This window comes from Pseudolysinimonas sp. (assembly GCF_044239695.1).
Taxonomy (GTDB): Bacteria; Actinomycetota; Actinomycetes; order Actinomycetales; family Microbacteriaceae; genus Pseudolysinimonas_A.
Window position 1 is genome coordinate 1 of sequence record NZ_JBIIAW010000046.1, and the last position, 22,480, is coordinate 22,480.

22 protein-coding genes are annotated in these 22,480 nt (G+C 68.6%); 7 read left to right on the forward strand and 15 right to left on the reverse strand.

Annotated features, from left to right (window positions below; translation table 11 throughout):
- The 8 genes from ACILQS_RS08700 to ACILQS_RS08735 all read right to left on the reverse strand — a co-directional run.
- On the reverse strand, positions 1-667 hold a 667-nt coding region (locus ACILQS_RS08700; protein ID WP_395639729.1), incomplete at its 3' end, for a glycosyltransferase family 2 protein.
- Positions 667-2,160, reverse strand: coding sequence for a hypothetical protein (locus ACILQS_RS08705; RefSeq protein ID WP_395639730.1), 1,494 nt, complete (start codon positions 2,158-2,160; stop codon positions 667-669). The genes ACILQS_RS08705 and ACILQS_RS08700, both read right to left, overlap by 1 nt.
- Positions 2,147-3,406: an oligosaccharide flippase family protein gene (locus tag ACILQS_RS08710; protein ID WP_395639731.1), complete on the reverse strand. Its 1,260-nt coding sequence runs from the start codon at positions 3,404-3,406 to the stop codon at positions 2,147-2,149. Before ACILQS_RS08710 ends, ACILQS_RS08705 begins: the two co-directional genes overlap by 14 nt.
- Positions 3,403-4,143 (reverse strand): glycosyltransferase family 2 protein, encoded by a 741-nt coding sequence (locus ACILQS_RS08715; protein ID WP_395639732.1) that lies wholly within the window; start codon positions 4,141-4,143, stop codon positions 3,403-3,405. Before ACILQS_RS08715 ends, ACILQS_RS08710 begins: the two co-directional genes overlap by 4 nt.
- Entirely contained in the window at positions 4,133-5,203 is a 1,071-nt protein-coding gene (locus tag ACILQS_RS08720; protein WP_395639733.1) for a UDP-N-acetylglucosamine 2-epimerase, read from the reverse strand. The genes ACILQS_RS08715 and ACILQS_RS08720 overlap by 11 nt, the downstream gene beginning before the upstream one ends.
- A gap of 88 nt (positions 5,204-5,291) precedes the next feature.
- A complete protein-coding gene (locus ACILQS_RS08725; RefSeq protein WP_395639734.1) occupies positions 5,292-6,770 on the reverse strand; it encodes a DUF4214 domain-containing protein in 1,479 nt (492 codons plus the stop codon).
- A gap of 62 nt (positions 6,771-6,832) precedes the next feature.
- Positions 6,833-7,708, reverse strand: a complete 876-nt coding sequence (gene rfbA, locus ACILQS_RS08730) for a glucose-1-phosphate thymidylyltransferase RfbA (protein ID WP_395639735.1) — start codon at positions 7,706-7,708, stop codon at positions 6,833-6,835.
- Positions 7,705-8,295 carry a dTDP-4-dehydrorhamnose 3,5-epimerase family protein gene (locus ACILQS_RS08735; RefSeq protein WP_395639736.1) on the reverse strand — a complete coding sequence of 197 codons (591 nt, stop codon included), beginning with the start codon at positions 8,293-8,295 and terminating at the stop codon, positions 7,705-7,707. The genes rfbA and ACILQS_RS08735 overlap by 4 nt, the downstream gene beginning before the upstream one ends.
- A gap of 56 nt (positions 8,296-8,351) precedes the next feature.
- Here ACILQS_RS08735 and ACILQS_RS08740 point away from each other — a divergent pair, with 56 nt between their 5' ends.
- A complete protein-coding gene (locus ACILQS_RS08740; protein WP_395639737.1) occupies positions 8,352-9,215 on the forward strand; it encodes an FkbM family methyltransferase in 864 nt (287 codons plus the stop codon).
- Between the two features lie 3 nt (positions 9,216-9,218).
- Here the strand turns inward: ACILQS_RS08740 and ACILQS_RS08745 are convergent, their stop codons facing one another.
- Positions 9,219-10,523, reverse strand: a complete 1,305-nt coding sequence (locus tag ACILQS_RS08745) for a UDP-glucose dehydrogenase family protein (protein WP_395639738.1) — start codon at positions 10,521-10,523, stop codon at positions 9,219-9,221.
- A gap of 77 nt (positions 10,524-10,600) precedes the next feature.
- Between ACILQS_RS08745 and rfbB the strand changes: the two genes are divergently transcribed.
- The 3 genes from rfbB to ACILQS_RS08760 are packed head-to-tail and all read left to right on the forward strand — an operon-like array spanning position 10,601 to position 13,589.
- A complete protein-coding gene (gene rfbB / locus ACILQS_RS08750) occupies positions 10,601-11,608 on the forward strand; it encodes a dTDP-glucose 4,6-dehydratase (protein WP_395639739.1) in 1,008 nt (335 codons plus the stop codon).
- Positions 11,605-12,456: a dTDP-4-dehydrorhamnose reductase gene (gene rfbD / locus ACILQS_RS08755; RefSeq protein WP_395639740.1), complete on the forward strand. Its 852-nt coding sequence runs from the start codon at positions 11,605-11,607 to the stop codon at positions 12,454-12,456. The genes rfbB and rfbD overlap by 4 nt, the downstream gene beginning before the upstream one ends.
- Positions 12,453-13,589 (forward strand): glycosyltransferase family 4 protein, encoded by a 1,137-nt coding sequence (locus ACILQS_RS08760; protein ID WP_395639741.1) that lies wholly within the window; start codon positions 12,453-12,455, stop codon positions 13,587-13,589. The genes rfbD and ACILQS_RS08760 overlap by 4 nt, the downstream gene beginning before the upstream one ends.
- Positions 13,590-13,635: 46 nt before the next feature.
- Here the strand turns inward: ACILQS_RS08760 and ACILQS_RS08765 are convergent, their stop codons facing one another.
- From ACILQS_RS08765 to ACILQS_RS08775, 3 genes are read right to left on the reverse strand one after another with little or no spacing between them, the layout of a single operon-like run.
- Positions 13,636-14,925 (reverse strand): LCP family protein, encoded by a 1,290-nt coding sequence (locus tag ACILQS_RS08765; protein WP_395639742.1) that lies wholly within the window; start codon positions 14,923-14,925, stop codon positions 13,636-13,638.
- 50 nt (positions 14,926-14,975) lie between these two features.
- Complete coding sequence (gene purE, locus ACILQS_RS08770; protein ID WP_395639743.1) at positions 14,976-15,488, reverse strand: 5-(carboxyamino)imidazole ribonucleotide mutase; 513 nt, start codon at positions 15,486-15,488, stop codon at positions 14,976-14,978.
- A 16-nt stretch (positions 15,489-15,504) separates the two neighbouring features.
- On the reverse strand, positions 15,505-16,617 hold the full coding sequence (locus ACILQS_RS08775; protein ID WP_395639744.1) for a 5-(carboxyamino)imidazole ribonucleotide synthase: 1,113 nt from the start codon (positions 16,615-16,617) through the stop codon (positions 15,505-15,507).
- A gap of 22 nt (positions 16,618-16,639) precedes the next feature.
- Between ACILQS_RS08775 and ACILQS_RS08780 the strand changes: the two genes are divergently transcribed.
- Positions 16,640-17,221, forward strand: a complete 582-nt coding sequence (locus ACILQS_RS08780; protein WP_395639745.1) for a GtrA family protein — start codon at positions 16,640-16,642, stop codon at positions 17,219-17,221.
- Positions 17,222-17,390: 169 nt separating this feature from the next.
- On the opposite strand, the gene ACILQS_RS08785 is transcribed toward ACILQS_RS08780, so the two are convergent.
- Positions 17,391-18,146, reverse strand: coding sequence for a biotin--[acetyl-CoA-carboxylase] ligase (locus ACILQS_RS08785; RefSeq protein ID WP_395639746.1), 756 nt, complete (start codon positions 18,144-18,146; stop codon positions 17,391-17,393).
- Between the two features lie 87 nt (positions 18,147-18,233).
- On the opposite strand from ACILQS_RS08785, the gene ACILQS_RS08790 reads away from it, so the two are divergent.
- Both ACILQS_RS08790 and ACILQS_RS08795 read left to right on the forward strand, forming a co-directional pair.
- The gene (locus ACILQS_RS08790) at positions 18,234-19,001 is read left to right on the forward strand and encodes a polyprenol monophosphomannose synthase (RefSeq protein ID WP_395639747.1); all 768 of its coding nucleotides are present in this window, start codon (positions 18,234-18,236) and stop codon (positions 18,999-19,001) included.
- Complete coding sequence (locus ACILQS_RS08795; protein ID WP_395639748.1) at positions 18,998-20,386, forward strand: hypothetical protein; 1,389 nt, start codon at positions 18,998-19,000, stop codon at positions 20,384-20,386. The genes ACILQS_RS08790 and ACILQS_RS08795 overlap by 4 nt, the downstream gene beginning before the upstream one ends.
- Positions 20,387-20,393: 7 nt before the next feature.
- Here the strand turns inward: ACILQS_RS08795 and ACILQS_RS08800 are convergent, their stop codons facing one another.
- Both ACILQS_RS08800 and ACILQS_RS08805 read right to left on the reverse strand, forming a co-directional pair.
- Positions 20,394-21,638: a DUF6716 putative glycosyltransferase gene (locus ACILQS_RS08800; protein ID WP_395639749.1), complete on the reverse strand. Its 1,245-nt coding sequence runs from the start codon at positions 21,636-21,638 to the stop codon at positions 20,394-20,396.
- Positions 21,638-22,480: N-acetylneuraminate synthase family protein (locus tag ACILQS_RS08805; RefSeq protein ID WP_395639750.1), on the reverse strand; the 843-nt coding region annotated here is incomplete at its 5' end. The genes ACILQS_RS08800 and ACILQS_RS08805, both read right to left, overlap by 1 nt.

The window sequence follows — 22,480 nt, forward strand, 5'->3', positions numbered from 1 at the left end:
TGACCGCGAAACCGGGATCGAGTCGTACCGGATGGTGGTCGACGATCTCGCGAAGGATCTTGGTGTCGTCGTTGCTGAGAGCCGCGTTGCCGTCCGGCCAGTGACGCTCCGAGGCCGCGAGGAATACGTCTCGGGGGACGAGGAAGACGGTCGTCCCCTTGGGGACCCGGTCGAAGTTCTCAGGCGTGATCGTCATGGGGCGGGGCATCGCGAGGTAGCCGCCCCAGAAGACATGCGTCGGGACCTCCCAGAACTGGCCGACGAGAGGCGAGGCCGGGTCGGTGACCGCGTGACCGTTCCAGATCGTGGCCGCCGGGTCGTCGGCCACGACGCGTGCTACGTGCGCGATCGAGTCGGGATGCATGAGGATGCGTGAATCGAGCAGCATCACCCAGTCTGCGGCGGCCTCGCGGAGACCTCTCACACGCGCGAGGAATCGCCCCCCGTTGCGTTGCGTGACGACGCGGAGTGGGAACCGATAGCCGCGCGCGATCTCGTCAAGCACCCGCACGGTCGGATCGGTCGAACCGTCGTCGATGACGACGACTTCGGCCCGCATCCCGGAGCGATCGAGCGCGATGGCGAGTGCCTCGAGGGTCGTCGGCAGCCAGTCGGCCGAGTTGTAACTCGGGATGACCACACTCAGTTCGAGCTCGGACGCCGCCATTACTCGCCGTCCGGGAGGTCGCAGAACGCTTCGCCTTGCGCGCGCTCGTAGGCGTCGGCCAGGTAGACGAGCGCAGCGTCCCGATAGTAATCCGGCCAGTCCCTCTCGTCCCACTCCTCGAGGCGATCGCAGCGCTCGCTTTCGGGCATGTCCGCGTCCACCGACGCCTCGAGCAGCCTCGCATTGACCGAGTAGCTGCCCGCCATCATTGTGCCGAGAGTCCAGTTGACCGACTGCTGCACAACGGCGAAGGAGGCGAGTGCGACGACGAGCACGATGCCGACCACTCGCCCCGCGGGGAGCCTGAGCGCGAGGACACCGCCGGCCAGGAGGAGAGAGACCACGAGGCTGCCGACGGCATAGAAGAGGTAAACCAGGCCGGGAGCCGAGATCTCGACCGTGTACTTCGGGGTGATCGTGTGAGACAGGGTGGCGAGTGCCCAGAAGGCGACGAGCACGCCGACGGGGAGGAGGAGCCGGCGACTCAACGGCACACGAGGCAGCGGGCGACGCGTCCACGCGACGAGGAAGATCACGAGGAGAAGGAGGAGCGCGAACGACCCGACGAGCGCGGCACGCGACAGATCGACCTGGCCGATTCGGTAGTAGGTGTAAGGCCATGCCGAGGCCGGGATGCTGCTGGCCATGCCGAAGACGAAGGCCCGCGCGCTCTCGAGGCCCGGTACTGCGGTCGTGCCGGTGTAGCCGCCGGTACCACTCACGAGCGACACGTAAAGTCGCCCGCCGATGAAGACGGCAGCGGGCAGCACGACGCCGACGCCGATGACCGCAAGGATCCCGCCGCGACCGCCCACCGTCTTGGATCGTGTGAACCAGGCCGCGCAGTAGACCACGAACGTCGCGGCGACCGCAGCGACGAGCATCTCGTAGAAGAGGACCGCGAACACCGCGGTGACCGCGATGCGGACGAGATCGAGGGCGGTGGGGTGGCCGGTCGCGACCGCCCGGAACGCGAAGCCGATGAGGAGGAACCCGATGGCCGTGCTCGCGTATCCCGCCATGGAGTACGTCGTGACCGGGTCGTTCGACCACGGGTGGAGCTGAATGGTGACTCCGGTCACCGCAGCAACGAGCGCGAACAGTCGCCAGAACGGTACGGACGCGTAACCCACGTGACGCAGCGCCGAGGTGAGGGCGTAGGTCGCCGCGAGTGCCGCAGTCGCCAGGATGAGGAAAGCCCCCGCAAGGTAATACGTCGTCGGGGTGACCCCGACGAGCGAACCCCACGCGAACGCACCGAAGTGATAAAGCCCGCCGAGCACCTGCCCGATGGGATTGAAATGCCCCGCCTGCATGCCCCAGCCCCACGCGAGCGAGAGCCACGTGCCCAGGTCGCCGCTCGACACCCCTTGGGCCTGGAAGACGACGTAGAAGTCGTCGCCCAGCGTCGGCACGCGCGTGGCGGGAAGGAAACCTACGACGAGGACGGCAACGCCGAGCGCAGCCCACAGCAGAGAACTACGCCTGGACATCTTCCACCTCCCTGGTGCCGCGGTACGAAACGAAGTCTGCGATCGAGAACGCCGCGAGCACGACCACCCCGAGCGATCCGATCACGACGATCATCAGCGTGAGATCGGGCAGAACAGCGTGGGCGAGCACCCACTGCGCGATGGCGGCCACGACGACGACGACGAGTGCCGTCTTCGAAGCGATGGCAGACAGCCGGATCAAGAGCCCCTGAGCCATCGCCCACGGCAAGTAGGCGAGCGAGAGCCATGGCAGCCAGGCGGCAGTCAGCTCGTATCCCTCGCCGAAGAGGAGGCGGACGATCGGGCCCGCCGCGAAGAGAAGCACGACGAAGATGCCGACGGCGCCGATGCCGATGATGCCGATCGTGAAGGTGACCCCAGCCCGTGATCGGGCGACGTCCTCGCGCCGCGACACGAAGCGCGGGAGCAGGTAGAGCGCCAGCATCCCGGGCACGAGGAAGATCGTCTTCGTCACGACGGCCGCCGCCGCGAACGATCCCGCCGCGAGCTCCGACGCATTCGCTCGCACGAGAACGACGTCGATGTTGGTCACCCACGCGAACGCGACGGTCAGCAGGATGACGACGACGCTGTTCGCCGAGAATGCCGAGGCCGTCGGATGGACCCGTGTGCGCGTCGCGTGGATGAAGGCGCCGACCGTAATGACCGCCGTCGACGCGATGACGGCGATGAGCGTGCTGACCGCCCCAAGGCTCAACAGCACGACCAGCACGACGAGCGCGACTCGCAGGACCTGGCCCGTCGTCGTCCAGGTGGCGACGGAGCGCGAGCGGCCGCTGCCTTGGAGGATGCCGAGCGAGCGAGCGAGCAGGAAGGCAGGGAGCATCGTGCAGCCCGCGAGGATGACCGCGAGCGTCCCCGACTTGAGCATTCCCGCGAGAGTAGGCGCGGCGGCGAACACCAGGAGGCTAGCAGCGACGCCGATGACCAAGGCTTCGACGAGGGAGCTGTCGAAGCGGCGGCGCGACACCTGTGGCGAGTCCGCCGCGATCGCGGCTGCCGTGCCGACGGCGACCGAGTTCTGCAGCGCCGAGCTTCCCGTCGCCCCGATGCTCACGATCGCCATGAATGCAGCGAGCAGACCGTAGGCTTCGGGACCGAGGAACCGGCCGGTCAGCACCTGGAATCCCAGCGCCGCCACGATGCCGGCCGCGCTGACGAGTCCGACGCCGAGGAAGGCGCGCCCGTGTCGTCGCAGTTCGAAATGTGCGAACCGACCGGTCACGCCGTCCCCCCCTCGCCGCGACGCATCGCGCGACGCCGACCACGAGACGCGTGACGCAACTCGCCGAGCGCCGTCGTGATATTGCGGAGCCCTACAGAGCTCGTGAATTCGTAGGTGAGCACAACGGGCGCCTCTCGGATCCGCGCGCCGTCATCCGACATCTGAGCAAGCAGTTCGAGATCGAAAGAGAAGCCGTTGGAGACGCACCTGCGCACGGCTGGCAGCGCGATCTCGCGCGTCATGGCCTTGAGGCCGGTCTGTGTATCGCTCAAGTTCAGTCCCGTCACCACACGTGTCGCCAGCCGGAAGGCGCGACTCGCGAGTCGGCGCTTGAGGGGGTAGTCGACGACCGATTCGGGGTGCATCTTCGACCCGATCACGACATCCGCCTCGCCCTCATCGAGCAGGTCGAAGTAGTCGGGCAGAACGACGGGGTCGAGGTCGAGATCTCCATCGATGAAGGCGATCAGCGGATGGGCGGCCTCGAGGAAGCCCGTGCGAAGAGCGAATCCCTTTCCTCGGTTCTTGGAATTGTCGATCAGGCGCACGGCAGGGTGTGCGACGGCTCGCACCTTCGCCGCCGTGTCGTCGGTGCTGCCGTCCGAGACGACGATCACCTCGAACGGGCGGCGGGTGCCCTCCACGACCGAGACGATGCGATCGATCGACGCGATGATGCTCGCAGACTCGTTGTAGGCCGGGATGATGATCGAGACGGCCGTGCGGCTATCGTGCATATCCTCGTCCCCTGAGATCGTCAACGATGATATCCGAGGGTGATAGCTGGTCATCGCCCGGCGGACGGCGCCAACGGTCGTAGTCGGCGAGGAACTCGCGCAGCATCTCCGGCCTCCACATCGAGAGCACGACGTTCGCCCCGAGCCCCTCCGACCTTTCGGTCGCCTTGCGATGGATGAGCGTCGGGGTACCGAGGCGTGAGACCTCTTCCTGCACACCACCGGAGTCGGTCACCACGAAGCTTGCCGAGGCCAAGAGCTCCACGAACTCGTGATGCGGGAGCTTGCCGAGAACCTTCATCCGGTCCGCCCCGACCGCATTCGCGAGAGGCTCGATCGTCGCGCGGGCGTGGTCGTCCACCACCACGGCGAGTGGCAGCGGCGACCCCGTGGCGAGGGAGTCGACGGTCTCCCGGACGAGGCGCGCGTTGTTGAGGAATTCGAAGCGATGAAGCAGGACGAGACCGAACGGCTCGCGCTGGCCGCCCCCGGCCTGGTGCGCATCCGCAAGCGCATCCACCGCGGTATTGCCGTGGGTGAACACGACGTCGCGGCGAGGAAGTGCGGCGACCGCGGCTTCGGAGGGTGCGTAGTGGATGTGCGCGACGCGACCGACGATGCGGCGATCGAGTTCCTCGGGGAACGGGTGGCGCCAGTCGCCGGAGCGCAGACCCGCCTCGACGTGAGCAACGGTGACGCCCAGCCCCCGGCCGATGAATGCGCCGACAACGCTCGTCATCGTGTCCCCGTGAACGAGCAGCACGCTCGGCTCGGCGGCGAGCTCCCGCCGGAGGCGCCCACTGTTGCGTCGGTACCACGAGAGGATCGTCAACATCCACCGAGCGGTGTCGAGCATTCCGGCGAGAGGCCGACCCGCGACCCCGTCGGCGATGATCTCGTCCGGTTCCTCCAGGCCCAGGGCCGGCAGGTTCCGCACGACCGTCTGCGACTGCTGGAGCGTGACCCACTGCCGATAGGGAACGCCACGATCTCGAAGGCGTCGAGCGAGGGGGGCGAACTTGATGGCTTCGGCCGTCGTACCGTAGACGAAGACGATCAAGACCGGTGCCCTTGCTTCTCAGTGACAGCGGCGGCAATTGGGCCACCCGGTGTCCTAGAGTAACCCACCCGCCGTCGGGGGGCTCACATCACTCGGGGTAGCGAGCGACCGCCCGATCGAGGTACTCGCGACTGTTCACCAGCAGCCCGCGGACCGCGTGATCGCCTGCCGAGAGGATGATCGGCGTGTAGGTGCGGATGCCCGCCGGATCGGCATCACGTTGGAAATAGGTTTGATAGAGGGTGTTGATCCGCACAGCTGCCGACTCCTCGGAGCCGTAGATTCCACGGACCACGGCGACGCGTCCACGGGCGTTCATCACACTCACCCAGGCATCACGGTCTGCTTCGCTCGCCGGACGCTTCAGGAGTTGCTGGTAGACGAGGTTCACGAATTCCCGCGGGTCGCCGCCCGCATGCACCTCGAAGAACTCGTCACTCTCTGTATGGATCATCGCGAGGTCGTCGACGCGGAGGCGACTGGTCTCGATCTCCCGCAACCAGTAGCTACGACCCGACGGTTCCGGCTCTCGTTGCAGCACCTGCCGGTAGGAGGCGTCGACGCGCGCGAGATAGTACTCGGTGCTCGCGAGCACCCCGTTCACGACGTAGGACGCGGGGCGACCCTCGAACATGAGCGCGCGGGTCCAGGTGGCGGTGCCGCCCTCGTCGGGCACGCGGCCGTGAACGTCCTGGTAGAGCGCCTTGATGAGGCCCGAGACTTCGTTGCTCTGGAACCCGGTCGTCGGCGAACCGAACCAGTCCGTGAAGATCCGCCAGAAGTTCCGATTACCGTAGCTGCTGCAGCCGTCACCCGTACTGTAGAGGTTGTTGAGGGCCGCGTCGTTCGGCGTATAGGGCGTGTAGTTGTAGAGCGCCGCCGTCGCCTGGTTCTGGATGTACACGGAACGAGTGCCGCAGCCGCGGTTCGGGTGGTAGAGGATGTCCTCCCACGCGCCCCATTGATAGTTGTACGCCGCATTGTTCTTCACGTAGCGCTGGAATGAGCGAGCCCCGTAGTACACCTGGTAGAAGAAGCCCTGGATCGAAGGGTCGCACGGGGCGGTGTCGGGGCATCCCGCGCCGGTCGCCGACGAATAGGCGCCGCTCGAAGGGCCGGTCGAGGTGACGAGCGACTGCTCTTTCTGAAGCAACACGAGCAGAACGCGCGGGTTGATCCCGCATGATGCCGCGACCTTGACGATGATCGTCGCGGCAGATTCGACGCCACCGCCTTGGTACCCAGAGCAGTACCGGTCGGACGCGATGTTCGACGTGGTCTGCGAGTAGCCCCTGAGGCAGACGAAGCCGCTCCGGCAGGAGGCGACCTTGCCGTCGAGGAATGACTGCACCTGCGCGCCGTTCATCGCCTGGGAGCTGAAGAAAACCGAGTCGCTGATGATGTAGCCAGGGTTGAAGTCGGCTCCCGTGATGGCTTGTGCCGGAGCCGTCGGGACAAGCGTCGGCACGAGCATCGCGCCGACGAAGGCGAAGATCGCCGTGAGCGCGAGTGCAGTGTTCCGACGTCGGCCGCCTGGTGACCGTGCGGCATCGATTCGGTTTCGCAAGTGGCCCCCTCCCTGCGCATGCGCCTTGTCAGGATAGCCGAGCGTCACCGGACCGCCTGGAGTCAGATCGTCGGCGAGTCGCCGACGAGGTTGAGGAGGTAGGCGCCGTACCCGCTCTTGATGAGCGGCTCAGCAAGCGCTCGGAGCCCATCGTCGTCGATGTAGCCTGCACGCCAGGCTGCCTCCTCGATGCACCCGATGCGCTGACCCTGCCGGGCCTCGACAGCTCGCACGTACTCGCTCGCCTGCATCATCGACTCGAATGTGCCGGTATCGAGCCAGGCTGTTCCCCGCTCGAGCACTCGCACGCGGAGCCGTCCCTGCTCGAGGTATCGCGCGTTAACGTCGGTGATCTCGAGCTCTCCTCGCGAGCTCGGTGTGACCGACCTCGCGATCTCGAGGACGTCGTTGTCGTAGAAGTACAGTCCCGGAACGGCGTAGGAACTGCGGGGGACGGCCGGCTTCTCCTCGATGCCGATCACGCGGAAATCCTCGTCGAACTCCACCACCCCGTAATCCTGGGGACGGGCGACCGGGTAGGCGAAGATCAAGGCGCCCTCGAAGTCGGTCGCGGAACGCACCGTCTCGTCGAAGGCGGCGCCGTGGAAGATGTTGTCGCCGAGGATGAGGGCCACGTCGTCGCTGCCGACGAAGGCTTCGCCGATGAGGAAGGCCTGCGCGAGCCCCTCTGGCCGCTCCTGGGTGGCGTACTCGATGCGGATCCCGAGTCCTGATCCGTCGCCGAGCACACGCTTGAATGAGGACGAGTCGTCCGGGGTCGTGATAATCAGCACGTCACGGATACCTGCCGTCATCAGCGTCGACAGCGGATAGTAGATCATCGGTTTGTCGTACACGGGCGCGAGCTGCTTGGAGATCCCGCGGGTGATCGGAAAGAGCCGACTTCCGGTGCCGCCCGCGAGGATGATCCCCCTCATCGGGGAGCGCCGCCGTCCGAGGCGAAAATCGGAAGCAGACGACGCTCGGCGGCCTCGGCGAGCAGCATCCCCGCACGGTCTCGACCGGAACGCGACTCCGGATCGAATTCCGGCGGAAGCTCGATGGCGAGCGCCGGATCCAACGCGTCGATGACGTGCTCGAACTCCGGCGAGTAGGACCCGGACAGCAAGTAGGCGAGCGTAGCCCCGTCCTCGAGCGCGACGACCGCGTGACCGATCCCTTCAGCTAGGTAGACGGCGCGACGCTCGGGCGTCCCCAGCTCGACGACGTCCCACTCGCCGAACGTGTCCGATCCGACCCGTAGATCGACGACGTAGTCGAGGATGCGGCCCCAGACCGACGTCACGTATTTCGCCTGCCCGTCCGGCGCGACCGAATAGTGAATTCCGCGCAGCACTCCCGCTCGCGAGACGGATACGTTCGATTGGCGGACGCCGAAAGCACGGCCCCGCACACGCTCGACGACGTCGTCGCGAAAGAGCTCCAGAAAGAGGCCCCGCGTGTCTTCGTGCAAGGTCGGGGTGAGCTCCCATGCGTCGCGCACTCGGAGTTCTCGAACGAGCATGGCCCCAGGCTATCAACCGCTTTGGCGATCCCTATGATGAGCCGAGGAGGACGTTGATGTCTCGAGACTTTTTCATTTCTTTTGGCCAGAACCACGAGGACGTGGTTCTGCAACGAGTCCTCAGCGACGTCGAAGTCGGGACGTACATCGAGGTCGGCGGCAACCATCCGCGCGACGATTCCATTTCCCGCGCGTTCTACGATCGCGGCTGGTCCGGGCTGATCGTCGAACCGCATCCCCACTTCGCGGGCCTCTTCCGCGAGGAGCGGCCGCGCGACACCGTCGTCGAGGCGGCAGTGACCTCTCACGAGGGCGGCGAGGTCGTGCTTCACGCGGTTGCGGGTGCTGAGGCGACCGGACTGTCGACGCTCGTCGACGCGATCGGCGAGCGACACCGTTCGGCCGGCTTCGAGATCACCGACATCCGGGTCCCGAGCCGGAGGCTCGACGCGCTCCTCAACGAGGCGGATCTCGTCAGCGGCGACATCCATTTCCTCGTCGTCGACACCGAGGGGACCGAAGGCGACGTGCTCGCATCGATCGACCTGACGACGATCCGACCGTGGGTCCTCGTCATTGAGTCGACGGCGCCCGCCTCCTCCGCTCCGACGCACGACGGGTGGGAGGCTGGCGTGCTCGAGAGCGGCTATGTCTTCTGCCTGTTCGACGGGGTCTCCCGCTTCTACGCGGCCGAGGAGCGCGGGGTCGAATTCGCCCGCACCCTCGCCGCCCCTGCCTCGACACTGGACTTCTACCTCACCGACCGCGAGCGTCGACTGCACGATGCTGTCGACGCTGCCCGACGTGACGCCGCTGCCGCACGCAACGAGGCGGAGGCGATCCGCACGTCGCGCGCGTGGCGCGCCACCGCGCCCGCGCGGGCTCTCGTCAACGCCATCCGCGGACGACGCAACGCCTGATGGTCAGACGGCCGAACGGCCGAGGCCGCGGTACGTCCATCCCGCGGAGCGCCACTGATCGGGGTCGAGAGCATTGCGTCCGTCGATGACCGTTGCGCCCGGGGCGAGCCGCGCGGCCTCGACAGGGTCGATCCCGACGAACTCGGCCCATTCGGTCACGAGTACGACCACATCCGCGCCAGCGACGGTCTCGCGCCACGACTCGTGGTATCGGAGCTCGGGCACGCGGCGACGCGCGTTCTCGATCGCCTTGGGATCGGTCGCATGCACTGTGGCTCCGCGCGCGACGAGGCGGCTCGCGACGTCGAGAGCGGGCGAGTCTCGGATGTCGTCCGACTCGGGTTTGAAGGCAAGGCCGAGCACTGCGATCTGGCGCCCCTCGAAGGTTCCCTCGACAGCCTCGTTCACGAGGTGCACGACACGATCACGACGCCGGAGATTGATCGCGTCGACCTCGCGGAGGAAGGCGACCGACTCGCCCACGCCAAGCTCCTCGGCGCGGGCGACGAAAGCACGGATGTCCTTCGGTAGGCAGCCGCCGCCGAACCCGACGCCCGCGTTGAGGAAGCGTCGACCGATGCGCGCGTCGAGGCCGATCGCATCCGCGAGATGCGTCACATCGGCGCCAACGGTTTCAGCGACCTCCGCCATCGCGTTGATGAAGGAGATCTTCGTCGCGAGGAAGGCGTTCGCCGAGACCTTGACGAGCTCGGCGGTCGCGAGGTCGGTCACCAAACGCGGGGTCTCCCGTGCGAGAGCGAAGGAGTACACCTCGTCGAGCACCCGAACGGACTCGTCGTCGCCCGGGGCGACGCCGTAGACAAGCCGGTCGGGGTCGAGCGTGTCGCGCACCGCGAACCCTTCCCGGAGGAACTCGGGATTCCAGGCGAGGACGGCCCCCGTTCCCGCGATGCGCTCGGCGACTCGTGCGGCGGTTCCGACGGGGACCGTCGACTTGCCTGCGACGAGCATGCCGGGGGTGAGAAGGGGCAGTAGTCCCTCGATCGCCGCGTCGAGGTGGCGCAAGTCGGCGGCACCATCGTCGCGCTGCGGCGTGCCGACTGCGACGAAATGCACGACGGCGTCGGCGATGTCCGAGATGTCGTGGGTGAACACGAGCCGACCCGCTTCCAGACCCTGAGCCAGGAGATCGTCCAACTCGGGTTCGAAGAAGGGTGCTCGCCCGGACGCGAGCGAAGCGATCTTCGCGCTGTCGACGTCGTATCCAACGACCTCGTGTCCGGCTGAGGCGAGTGCTGCCGCGTGTACCGCTCCGAGGTAGCCGCAACCGATGACGGAGATCTTCACGCAGCGACAGTACACGGTTGTGCAGCGCCTCTCTCCGCGCCCGATCGGCCTCGGAGACCGCGATTAGACTTCCGGGGATGGCAGACCAGCGCAGCCCCAGGCGTATCCTGGTGACGGGAGGAGCCGGCTTCATCGGTTCCTCCTTCGTCCGACATCTGCTGGACGATCGGTACCCCGGCCTCGAGAAAGCCGAGGTCGTCGTCTATGACGCCCTCACCTATTCGGGCAACCGTGCCAACCTCGAACCGGTGGCACGCTCGCCGCGTCTGACGTTCGTGCACGGCGACATTCGCGACGTCGCTCTGCTCGACCGCACCGTGCCTGGAGTAGACGCGGTCGTGCATTTCGCTGCGGAGTCGCACGTTGACCGTTCGGTGCGCGACGCCTCGCCGTTCGTCGAGACGAACGTTCTGGGCACGCAGCGCCTGCTGGATGCGGCCCTTCGGGCCGGTGTTTCGCGCTTCGTGCACGTCTCCACCGATGAGGTCTACGGCTCGATCGACCACGGTTCATGGACCGAGGATCGGCCGCTCGAGCCGAACTCGCCGTATGCCGCGAGCAAGGCTGGGAGCGATCTGCTGGCGCGGAGCTTCCACCGGACCCATGGGCTCCACGTGTCGATCACGCGCTGTTCGAACAATTACGGCCCCTACCATTTCCCCGAGAAGCTGATACCCCTCTTCCTCACGAACCTCATCGACGGCGCCCACGTTCCGCTCTACGGGACGGGAGAGAACGTTCGCGACTGGCTGCACGTGGACGACCACACCCGCGGTATCGCGCTCGTCCTCCTCCGTGGCCGCGCCGGTGAGATCTACAACATCGGCGGCGGCACCGAACTCAGCAACCGAGAGCTCACGACCCTCCTGCTCGACGCGACCGGCCGCGACTGGTCGTACGTCGACGCGGTTGAAGATCGTAAGGGGCACGACCTCCGCTACTCCGTCGACTGGTCGAAGATCCACGACGAGCTCGGCTACTCCCCGGAGATACCCTTCGAGCGCGGGCTCGCCGAGGTCGTGTCCTGGTACCGCGAACGTCGCGACTGGTGGGAGCCGCTGCGCCACAGGGCGATCCTCACGTGAAGCGCATCCTCCTTCTCGGCGGGTCGGGCATGCTCGGCACCGAACTCCGGGCCGCGCTCGCCAACCGCGATGTCATCGCGCCTTCCTCGTCAGATGTCGACCTGACCGATGGCGCGAAGGTCGCCGCCTTCGCCGCCGGGTGCGACGTCGTCGTCAACGCTGCCGCCTACACCGATGTCGACGGCGCCGAGGCCGACGAGGCCGGCGCGTTCGCCGTCAACCGTGACGGCGCGCGCAACGCGGCCACAGCGGCGACCGCGGTCGGTGCCCGGTTCGTCCACATCTCGACGGACTATGTCTTCGACGGCGCGGCGACCGCGCCGTACCCCGAAGCAGCGGCCCTCGCTCCACGGAGCGCCTACGGACGTTCGAAGGCCGAGGGTGAGCGCGCGGTCGCCGAGGCCCATGCGCGACCGATCATCGTCCGCACGGCGTGGCTGTACGGGCGCAGCGGACGCAACTTCGCGCGCACCATCGCCAGCCTCGCCGGACGCCAGCCGACCGTGTCGGTCGTGACCGACCAGCGCGGGCAGCCGACCTGGGCCCGCGACGTCGCTGCGGTGATCGTGCGGCTGCTCGATGCGCGCGTCGAAGGCGGCACGTTCCACGCGACGTCGTCTGGCGAAGCGAGCTGGTTCGCCTTCGCTCGCGAGATCTTCCGCGCGGTCGGCGAGGACCCTGATCGCGTCGTACCGACCACGACGGACGGACGATCGAGAGCTGCTCCGCGCCCCGCGTATTCGGTACTGGGTCACGACGCGTGGGCCACGGTCGGCATCGCCCCCCTACCCGACTGGCGGGATTCTTTCGCGAGAGCCGTCCGGGCCGGCGTACTGGAGAACATATGAGCACGCTGCGGGTCGTCGTCGATCAGATCGTCGCCCCTGTCCCGGGTGGGATCGGGCGCTACACGGAAGAGCTCGCGCGTGCGCTCATCGCGACCGCGCCGGCCGGAGCTCACGTCGAGGGCTTCGCATCGGCGATCACCGATGACGAGCATGCTCACATTCGCGCGCTTCTCCCGGGCCTCGGAACCCTCCACAAGAGCGCCCTGGCACGTCGCGAGCTCTCGCTCGCCTGGCAGCACGGGTTCACTCCGATTCCTGGGTCGGGCATGCTCCACGCGACGAGCCTCCTGGCCCCCTTGCGGCGTCACGACCGGCATCGGGATCTCGACAGCCAGGTCGTCGTGACGATTCACGATGCCGTGCCGTGGACGCACCCCGAGACCCTCACCCCGCGCGGCGTCTCTTGGCACAAGGCGATGGCACGGCGAGCGGAGAGATACGCAGACGCCGTCGTGGTGCCCACCCACTCGGTCGCCGCCGACCTCTCGGAGCTCCTCGATCTCGGCAACCGGATCCGGGTCATCGGCGGCGCCCCGTCGTCCGCTCTCCGCCTGCCAGACGACGCCGACGCGCGCGCGCGCCGGCTCGAGCTGCCCGAGAGGTACATCTTCGCGGCGGGCACGCTGGAACCCCGCAAGGGACTCGCGTCGTTGATCCGGGCGATGGGCGACATTCCGGGCGATGTGCCACTTCTCATCGCGGGACCACCCGGATGGGGCGGAGTCGACGTGGCGGCCATCAGCGCGGACGTCGGGATCGCCGAGGGTCGCGTTCGCGTGGTCGGCCGAGTCGATGACCCCGATCTCGCCGTTCTGTTCTCGCGAGCATCCGCCTTCGTCATGCCGAGCCTCGCCGAGGGCTTCGGGCTCCCGGTCATCGAGGCTTTCTCGCTCGGCACGCCCGTCGTGCACTCCGATGTGCCCGCGCTGAGCGAGGTAGCAGGCGGGGCCGGCCTGGAGGTGACGCGCGGCGACGGCGACGGCTACCCGGGACGTCTCGCGGACGCCATCCAGGGAGTCCTCGATGATCACGCGCTCGCCGACAGGCTTGCCGTCTCCGGGAAGGACCGGAGCAAAGCCTTCACCTGGCGGGATTCCGCCGAGAAGGTCTGGCAACTCCACGCCGACCTGTGAGCGGCACCGCAGGCCGCGAGACCTCCGAGCCACCGCCGGACGCTCGTCACCCCGCGGGCGTCTCCGTCGGCGGGGTGTACGGCACGAGCGCGTCGTCCACCGTCGAGCGGATGAGGTCGAAGTCGGGGTTCGCCTCCTCCTCGACGAGCGGCGGCACGAAGTCGATCTTCGTCAACGGCAGGTCCTTCGTCTTCGCCCCGAGCTCGACGAAGTAGGACAGCATCGACTGCGGGATGTCGGTCTTCACGACCTGCTGTCCCGCCGCCGAGACGCCCTGGAACGACAGCAGCACGTTCGCCGGGTCCATCTGCCGCAGCAGCGCCTCCTGCACCTGACGCTGTCGCTCCATGCGGTCGTAGTCGGTCGTGTCGTACCGCGACCGCGCGTACCAGAGCGCAGTCGCGCCATCCATTCGCTGGCTGCCCGCCTCGATGTAGCCGACGATCTCGCCGCCGTTGATCCCGAGCGGCACCCGCTCGGCGACGTCGATCTCGACGCCCCCGAGCGCGTCGATGAGCTGCGCGAACCCCTGCATGTCGATGAGGACGTAATTCGGGATCTGCAGGCCGGTGATGCCTTCGACGGCGTCGCGCATCGCCTCGATCCCCGGGTCGCTGCCGTTGTCCACGGCATCCGGATACAGCTCGGGATGCTCGACCCCGTAGGTGTACAGGTAGCTGACGAGGCACTCCTCGCCGCAGTCGTAGCCGTTCGGGAACGGCCCCCAGAGCGGCGACCCGTCGGCGAACGGCACGTTCTGCATGTTGCGCGGGATGCCGAAGATGACCGCGGCCCCGGTCGCCGCCTCGATGCTCACGACCGAGATGCTGTCGGGCCGCAGGCCCAGGCGGTCGGGGCCGGCGTCGCCGCCGAGCAGCAGGATGTTGTAGCGCCCGTCGATCGGATCCTGCGACGGTCCCGGCGCAAAGATGTTCAGCAGGCCGATCGCCGAGACGGAGTTCGCGGCGACGAAGCCCGATCCGCCGACCGTCAGCACGAGGGAGACGATTCCCAGAGCCGCGACGAGGCCGCGGGCACCGGGCGCGACGTTGACGAACCGCACCAGCCGGAGGGTGTCGAGGGTGAGGATCGCCCAGACGACGGCGTAGAACACCGCGAGGGCGACGAGGAGCCCGAGGACGACGGAGTTCGTGATGAGGCTCAGCGCGAATCCGCGGGCGACGAGGGCGAGCACGACGGCGACGGCGACGAGCGCCCAGAGCAGGATCGTCGTGCCGAGCCCGAAACGTCCGAGCCGCCGATTGCCGGCCACGACCTGTGCCGAGCCGGGCACGAGGAAGTTCAGGGCGACGAGCCACCACGCCCGCTTCGTCATGAAGCGCGGCGAGCGGACGTCCGGGTACCGGACGGGCTGAGTCGTCGTGCTCACGTGCCGCGCGGCGGCCGGGTCTTCTGAAGCGCCGTGTTCTTCTCGGCGACCATGCGCTCGAGAGCGGCGGCGAAGTCGGCGAGCTTCGCGGTGAGGCCCGGCTCCCCCGAGGCGAGGATGCGAACGGCGAGGATGCCGGCGTTCCGCGCGTTGCCGATCGCGACGGTGGCGACGGGGATGCCGGCGGGCATCTGCACGATCGAGAGCAGCGAGTCGAGCCCGTCGAGGTTCTTGAGCGGCACCGGCACGCCGATGACCGGGAGGGTCGTGACGGAGGCGATCATGCCGGGCAGGTGGGCGGCTCCGCCCGCTCCCGCGATGATGACCCGGATGCCGCGGTCGGCCGCGTCGGCGGCGAAGTCGATCATCTTGCGCGGCGTGCGATGCGCCGACACGATCTCGACCTCGTGCGGCACCCCGAACTCGTCGAGCGCGGCGACGGCCTCGGCCATGACCGGCCAGTCCGAGTCGGACCCCATCACGACGGCGACGACGGGCGCGGCGGACATGGCTACAGGCTATGGGTCAGGAGTCGAAGAAACCGGCTGCGGCGCGCGCCCGGGTGCGCACGGCATCCGCATCGCCTCCGGTCGCCGTGACATGCCCGACCTTGCGTCCGGGTCGCGAATCCTTGCCGTAGGAGTGGAACTTGACGTCGGGGTGGGCCGCGAACGCCGCCGGGTAGCGGTCCGGCAGGTGCGCCCCGGCGGGGCCGCCGAGCACGTTGACCATCACGCTGACCGCGGCGACCGGCGAAGGGTCGCCGAGTGGGAGGTCGAGCACGGCACGCAGGTGCTGCTCGAACTGGCTCGTGACCGCGCCGTCGATGGTCCAGTGCCCGCTGTTGTGCGGACGCATCGCGAGCTCGTTGACGAGCAACCGCCCGTCGACGGTCTCGAACAACTCGACGGCGAGCACGCCCGTCACCTCGAGCCCGTGAGCGATCGCCGCCGCCATCTCCCGGGCCTCGACGATCAGCGATCCGCCGTCGGGGGCGGGGGCGATCACCTCGGCGCACACCCCGCCGACCTGGACGGTCTCGGCGAGGGGCCAGGCGGCGAGTTCGCCCGACGGTCGCCGCGCGACGAGCTGGGCGAGCTCGCGGCGGAAGACGACGAGCTCTTCGGCGAGGACGGGTCCGGCGGCGAGCCAGTCGTCGGCGTCTGCGGCGTCGCGCACGACCCGCACGCCCTTGCCGTCGTAGCCGCCCCGGGGGGTCTTCACGACGGCGGCGCCGCCGTTCGCCGCGAGGAACTGCGCCAGTTCGGAACGGTCCCGCACCTCGGCCCAGGCGGGCACCGGGATTCCGAGGGCGCCGAGCCGCGCGCGCATGACGAGCTTGTCCTGGGCGACCGCCAGCGCATCCGGCCCCGGGCGCACCGGGATGCCGGCGGCGACGAGGGCGGCGAGCACCTCCTGCGGCACGTGCTCGTGGTCGAAGGTGACGACATCCACGTCGAACGCGAAGGCGAGCACGGTCGCCGCGTCCCGGTAGTCACCGACCGCCGTGGCCGCGAGGGATGCCGACGACCCCTCGGTCTCGGCGAGCACCCGTACTTCGATGCCGAGTGCGACCGCCGGGGGGATCATCATGCGGGCCAGCTGGCCTCCGCCGATGACGCCGATCACCGCTCCCACGCGCTCAGTCTAGGCTTCTGAGGTGATCGCCCGACTCCTCGCCCTGGTCAGGCTGGTCTGGGACAAACTCGTGCGCTACGCACTAAAATTCGGCGTCGTCGGCCTCCTCGGGTACGTCGTCGACGTGGGTCTGTTCAACCTCCTCCGCCTCGGCGTCTTCGGCGAGGAGCACTTCTTCCAAGGCCCGATCGGCGCGAAACTCGCCTCCGTCACTGCCGCGGTGATCGTGACATGGTTCGGCAATCGCTACTGGACCTTCCGCGAGCATCGCCGCAAGAACTTCGTCCTCGAGCTTCTGGAGTTCGCCGCGGTCGCGGTCGGCGGCCTCCTCATCGGGCTGCTCTGCCTGTGGGTCTCGCACTACGTGCTGGGGTTCGACAACCTCGTGGCCGACAACATCGCCGCGAACGTCGTCGGTCTCTTCCTCGGCACGACGTTCCGCTTCTTCCTCTACCGGTTTTGGGTCTACGGCCACCACCGCAAGGACGGCCTCACCGCGCGGGAGCACAAGGCCGAAGCAGCGGCGCTCGCGATCTTCGAAGACGAGGCGGAAGCCACCCGGGACGCCGACAGCCCAGCGCGCCCCGTCACCTCCCGCGACTGACGCCCGAGCCAACGGGCAACCCACTCACGTCGACATCCCGTGTCGCTTTCCGTCTCAGTGAGGATGTGAGGCGGGCGTACACAGGTGACCGGTACCGACCTGTCACTTCAGCCCCACATCCTCCTGAAAACGAAAGGAGCGCCGCCCTCGATCGCCGGCGCTCCTCAGGCTAGGCGAGGCGTGCGTGGGTGACGTCGCCGACCGCGACCGCCACCGTCCCCCCGGCGGCTGAGGCGACCTCGAGACGGCCGGCGGCATCCAGTCCCGTCGCGGTGCCCTCAAGCGTCGATCCGTCCGCGAGCAGCACGCTCACCGCGCGGCCGATCGTCGCGCAGCGCGCCGCCACCCGCTCCCGCAGGCGCGACGTCGGGCCAGGGGCCTCCAGTTCGCCACGAAGGCGGCGAAGGTAACCTGCAATGACAGTGTCGAGCTGCTCAGACGAGAGCGGGATTCCGGCGAGCGCGAGCGACGTCGCGGTCGCGACCGGAAGCTGCTCCGCGGTCTGCGCGAGGTTGAGCCCCGACCCGATCACGACATCCCCACCCGGCGCGACCTCGACGAGGATGCCGCAGACCTTGCGTTCCTCGAGCAGCAGGTCGTTCGGCCATTTCACCTGCACGCGCCCCGGCGCGATCTCGTCCAGCGCCTCGGCGAGGGTTAGCCCGGCGAGAAGCGGCAACCAAGAGGCGAGCGGATGCGCGAGCGCGTCGCGCACGAGCACCGAGAGCGCGAGCGCGGTTCCGGCGGGAGCGACCCATGACCGGTCGAGCCGTCCGCGGCCCGCGGTCTGGTCGAGGGTGAGAACTGTCGTCAACGATCGGATGCCGGGGTCGCCCACGAAGGAGAGAAGCTCACTGTTGGTCGACGGCGACGACGCGAGGACCCGCAATTCCGGGACGACCGAGCGGCTCACCGGGTAGTCCATGCGTCGAGCCTAGGTCCGTTCATGGCGGATGGACCTCGCGTACTCGCCGCCGCGGGTGAGCCCTCCTCGACCCCTAGGATCGAACCCATGTCGCCGATCGGGGGGCAGGGTCGCGCCCTGGTCGTCATTCCCACGTACAACGAGATCGACAGCCTTCCGGTGACCCTCGGTCGTCTCAGCTCCGCATCTCCCGATGTCGACGTTCTCGTCGTCGACGACGCGAGTCCCGACGGCACCGGGGCTCTCGCCGACCGTCTCGCGGCTGTCGACCCGCGCATCCACGTCCTCCATCGCACGACGAAAGACGGCCTCGGGCGCGCCTACCTCGCCGGATTCCGCTGGGGTCTGGAGCGCGGCCATGACGTCGTCGTCGAGATGGATGCCGACGGCTCCCATCCCCCGGAGAGCCTGGCCGGGATGCTGCGGCTGCTCGACGCCGCGCCCGGCACCGGCCTGGTGATCGGCTCGCGATGGATCGCCGGGGGCCGCGTCGTTGACTGGCCCGCTTCGCGGCGCCTGCTCAGCCGGACCGCGAACGCCTACGCCCGCGCGTCCCTGGGGATTCCGGTGCACGACATGACCGCCGGCTACCGGGTCTACCGGGCCGGCGTGCTCGCGCCGATCGTCGCCGCCGGCGACGTCGACTCGCGCGGCTACTGCTTCCAGATCGACATGACGATCCGCACCCATGACGCGGGCTGGCGGATCGTCGAGTCTCCCATCGACTTCCGCGATCGGCAGGCGGGAGTCTCCAAGATGAGCGCGGGCATCGTCGTGGAAGCGATGATGAGACTCACGGCGTGGGCCGTTCAGCGCCGATTCGGCCGGCGACGGGTGAATCCGGCGACGCCATGACGACAACTGCGGCGCTAGGTGCGGGCCCGCGCGACGGGCGTGTTCTCAGACGCCTCCTCGCGTGGCGGCCGGCTCTCCTGCTCGGCGCCGTCGTCTTCCTGGTTCATGCGTTCTCTCCGAGCCCGCAGACCGGGGACTCACGGCTCTCGGTGATCGTCGCCTGGAACCTGCTCACGACCGGCTCCCTCGATCTCTCCGGCCTTCCCGCCGTCGAGGCGCTGGAGTCGCGGGGCGATCTCGTGAACGGCCCCGACGGCTCGCTGCTCCCGTTCTTCCCATGGCCGCCCATGCTGTTCGCCCTCCCGGGGGCGGTGCTACTCGCCCTCGCCGGGATCGATCCCGCTACCCTCTCGATCTCCGACCCGAACGAGACCTGGCTCGTCGAGGTGCCGACGGCAGCGCTTCTCGTCGCCGTCACGACCGTGCTCCTCCGCCGTCTCGTCCTCGATGCGGGCGAGCGCTGGTCGACCCCTCTCGTCGCGAACGTCGTGGCGCTCGCCTTCGCCTTCACCACGATCGCGTGGTCGGCAGGATCGCGCGCACTCTGGCAACAGACCGTGTCGATGCTGGTCATCGTGCTCACTCTCCTCGCGGTGCAGCGCCGAAGTCGCCGTGGGGCGTGGCCGTGGCTCATCGGTGTGTTCGCGGCGCTCGCACTCGTCACCCGGCCGACGAACGCCGTCTTCGTCCTCCCCCTAGTCGTCTGGATGATCGGAGTCGACCGCCCGAATGTCGTCCGCGGGCTCCTCGGCGGGGCCGCCGTTCTGACGCCGTTCGTGCTGATCTCCTGGGTGGTGTACGGAGCTGTCCTGCCTCCGTACTATCTGCCCACCCGGCTCGGCGACGTCCCGGTCTGGGGTCTCGCCGAGAGTCTCGGCGTCCACCTCGTCTCGCCGGGGCGTGGACTGTTGATCTACGTCCCGATCGTCGTCCTCGCGGTCGCGGGACTCGTGATCCGGATCCGCGGTCGCAGCCTCCGGTCCCTCGACGTCGTCCTGATCGTCGCGGTTCTCGCCCAGATCGCGGTCATCGCCAAGTTCGGGTCGACGAACGGATTCACCTACGGTCCTCGCCTGTTGCTCGACATCGTGCCGCTGCTCGCGCTGCTCGCAGCCCCGGCGTTCACCGCGCTGCGCCCCGCCCGCTGGACGGTCCTCCGGGTGTTCGCCGCAACGGGTGTCGTCGCGGTCCTCGGCTGGGGGTTGTTCGTCAACGGCACCGGAGCTGCAACTCGGGCCGCGGTGTGCTGGAACGTCACGCCGGAACTCATCGACGAGGCCCCCGCCCGAGTCTGGGACTGGGGGGATCCGCCGTTTCTTCGTCCGTGGGCGGATCTCACCGCCGGACGACCGTTCTTCGTCGGGAGTTGTCCGGTCGCGCGGTGACGGCCGCTCAGCCCGTCCAGGCGCGGAGCGAGCGCCGGGCGCTGAGCCGCGACCGGAGTCGGCGGCCGACCCGGTTCTTCAGCCGCACCGCCCCGCGCAGCGGTGTGCCGATGACCAGGGCGACCTTGCCGCCGAGCGAGCGGTCGGCATCCCCGAAGGCGCGCTTGCGGTCCCAGGCGGCGCGCAGGTTGCCGCCGCGGGGCAGGAACGACGGCCGCGGGGCCAGCGTCCCTGCGCGCCGAGCGGCCACGAGGTCGGCCAGCGTCCGGGTCCAGTCGTCGGCCTCGGCACCATGGAAGTAGTTGTCGTCGAGCCAGCCGGGTGCAGGATGCCGGAACTCACGCGCCACGACAGCGTCGCGTCCGCCGAACAGACCGCTCTCGCGGAACACCGGGTTGATGAGCGAGCGCCGGATGCCGAAGGTGTCGATCGCGATCACCGGAATGCGCCGGGCGAGGGCCTCGATCGCGGCGGTCGACGAGACGGTGACGAGTCCCTCGGCGGAGTCGAGCGCCGCGGACATCGGGGCCGCGCTCACGACCAGATTCGCCGGAACCGGACCGAGCTCGGCGATCAACCCCGGGTACCCGTCGAGTTCGGGATGCGTCTGGTTCTCGCCGTCGAGAGCCCGCACCTTGATCACCACGCGCCGCGTCGGATCGGCGAGCGCGGCATCCCGCAGCATCGCGGCGACGACGAGACGGTCCGCCCGCTCGGCGGGCACGATCGCCTGCGCCGCGAACACCAGATCGGTGCCCGCCACCTCTCCCTGCGAGGCGAACGGCAGGGTCGCGAGACCGAAGCGGTGGTCCCAGCCCTTCACTCGCGAGAGCCGCCCGAACTCCCGCACTTCCCGATGAGAGTGCAGCACGACGAGGTCGGCCTGGCGTCGGTAGAGCAGTGCCTTGCGGGTCGTCGGGATGGAGATGCCGGGAAGTCCGGTGACCAGCACCGGACGGGGCGTGAGATCGGCGACGAGCCGCATGAGCACCATGGCGACCGGTCCGGGGGTCGCCACCAGCACGGCGTCGGGCGGATCGGCGGCCAGACGTGCGGCGACGTCCGGGAACGCGACACGGGAGACCCGCTCGACCCCCGACCCGGCCAGGGCGGAGGCGAGTTGCGCGTCGCTCACCACGATGGGCGAGTCGACGACGAGCAGCTCGCGCTCCCACTCCGGCGGCAGGGTGCCGAGCAGCGCCGCCCCCCACTTCACATACGAGTCGGAGTCGGCGAGGCCGACAATCCGCACTAGGCGGTGACCCGGCGCAACTTGGCCATCGGCGCTTCTTCGCCGGGCATGATGCGCTTCACGCCGTCGCCGAGCGCGGCCTCGATGATCCGGATGTCGCGCACCAGGTGCTGCAGTCCCGACGGTTCGAGCGACGCGGCGTGGTCCGAGCCCCACATGGTGCGATCGAGGGTGATGTGCCGTTCGATGGCGGTGGCCCCGAGCGCGGCGGCGGCGAGCGAGATCTGCAGCCCCGGCTCGTGACCCGAGTAGCCGACCGGCACGCCCGGGAATCGACCTCGGAGAGTGGTCATCATCCGCAGGTTGGCCTCCTCGGCGGGCATCGGGTAGGTGGAGGTCGCGTGCAGCAGCACGAGGTTCTCAACCCCGAGGACGTCCACCGCCGTGTCGATCTGATCGATCGTGGACATGCCGGTGGAGAGGATGATCGGCTTGCCCGTCGCGGCGAGCGCCCGCAGCAGCTCGAGGTCGGTGACGGATGCCGACGCGACCTTGTGCGCGACGACGTTGAGGTCTTCGAGGAACTCGACCGACGGCACGTCCCACGGCGAGGCGAACCAGTCGAGGCCGCGCAGGGTCGCGTGGTCGCCGATCTCGACGTACTGGTCGCGGTCGAACTCGACGCGGTACCGGTACTCGAAGTAGGTCATGGTCCCCCACGGCGTCTCGCGGAGCACGTCGCGCATGTGCGGAGGCGTGGAGATCTCGGGGGTGCGCTTCTGGAACTTCACGGCCTGCGCGCCGGCGTCCGCCGCGATGTCGATCAGCTTCTTGGCGATCTCGACGTCGCCATTGTGGTTGAGGCCGATCTCGGCGATGACATAGGCCGCGAGGCCCTCGCC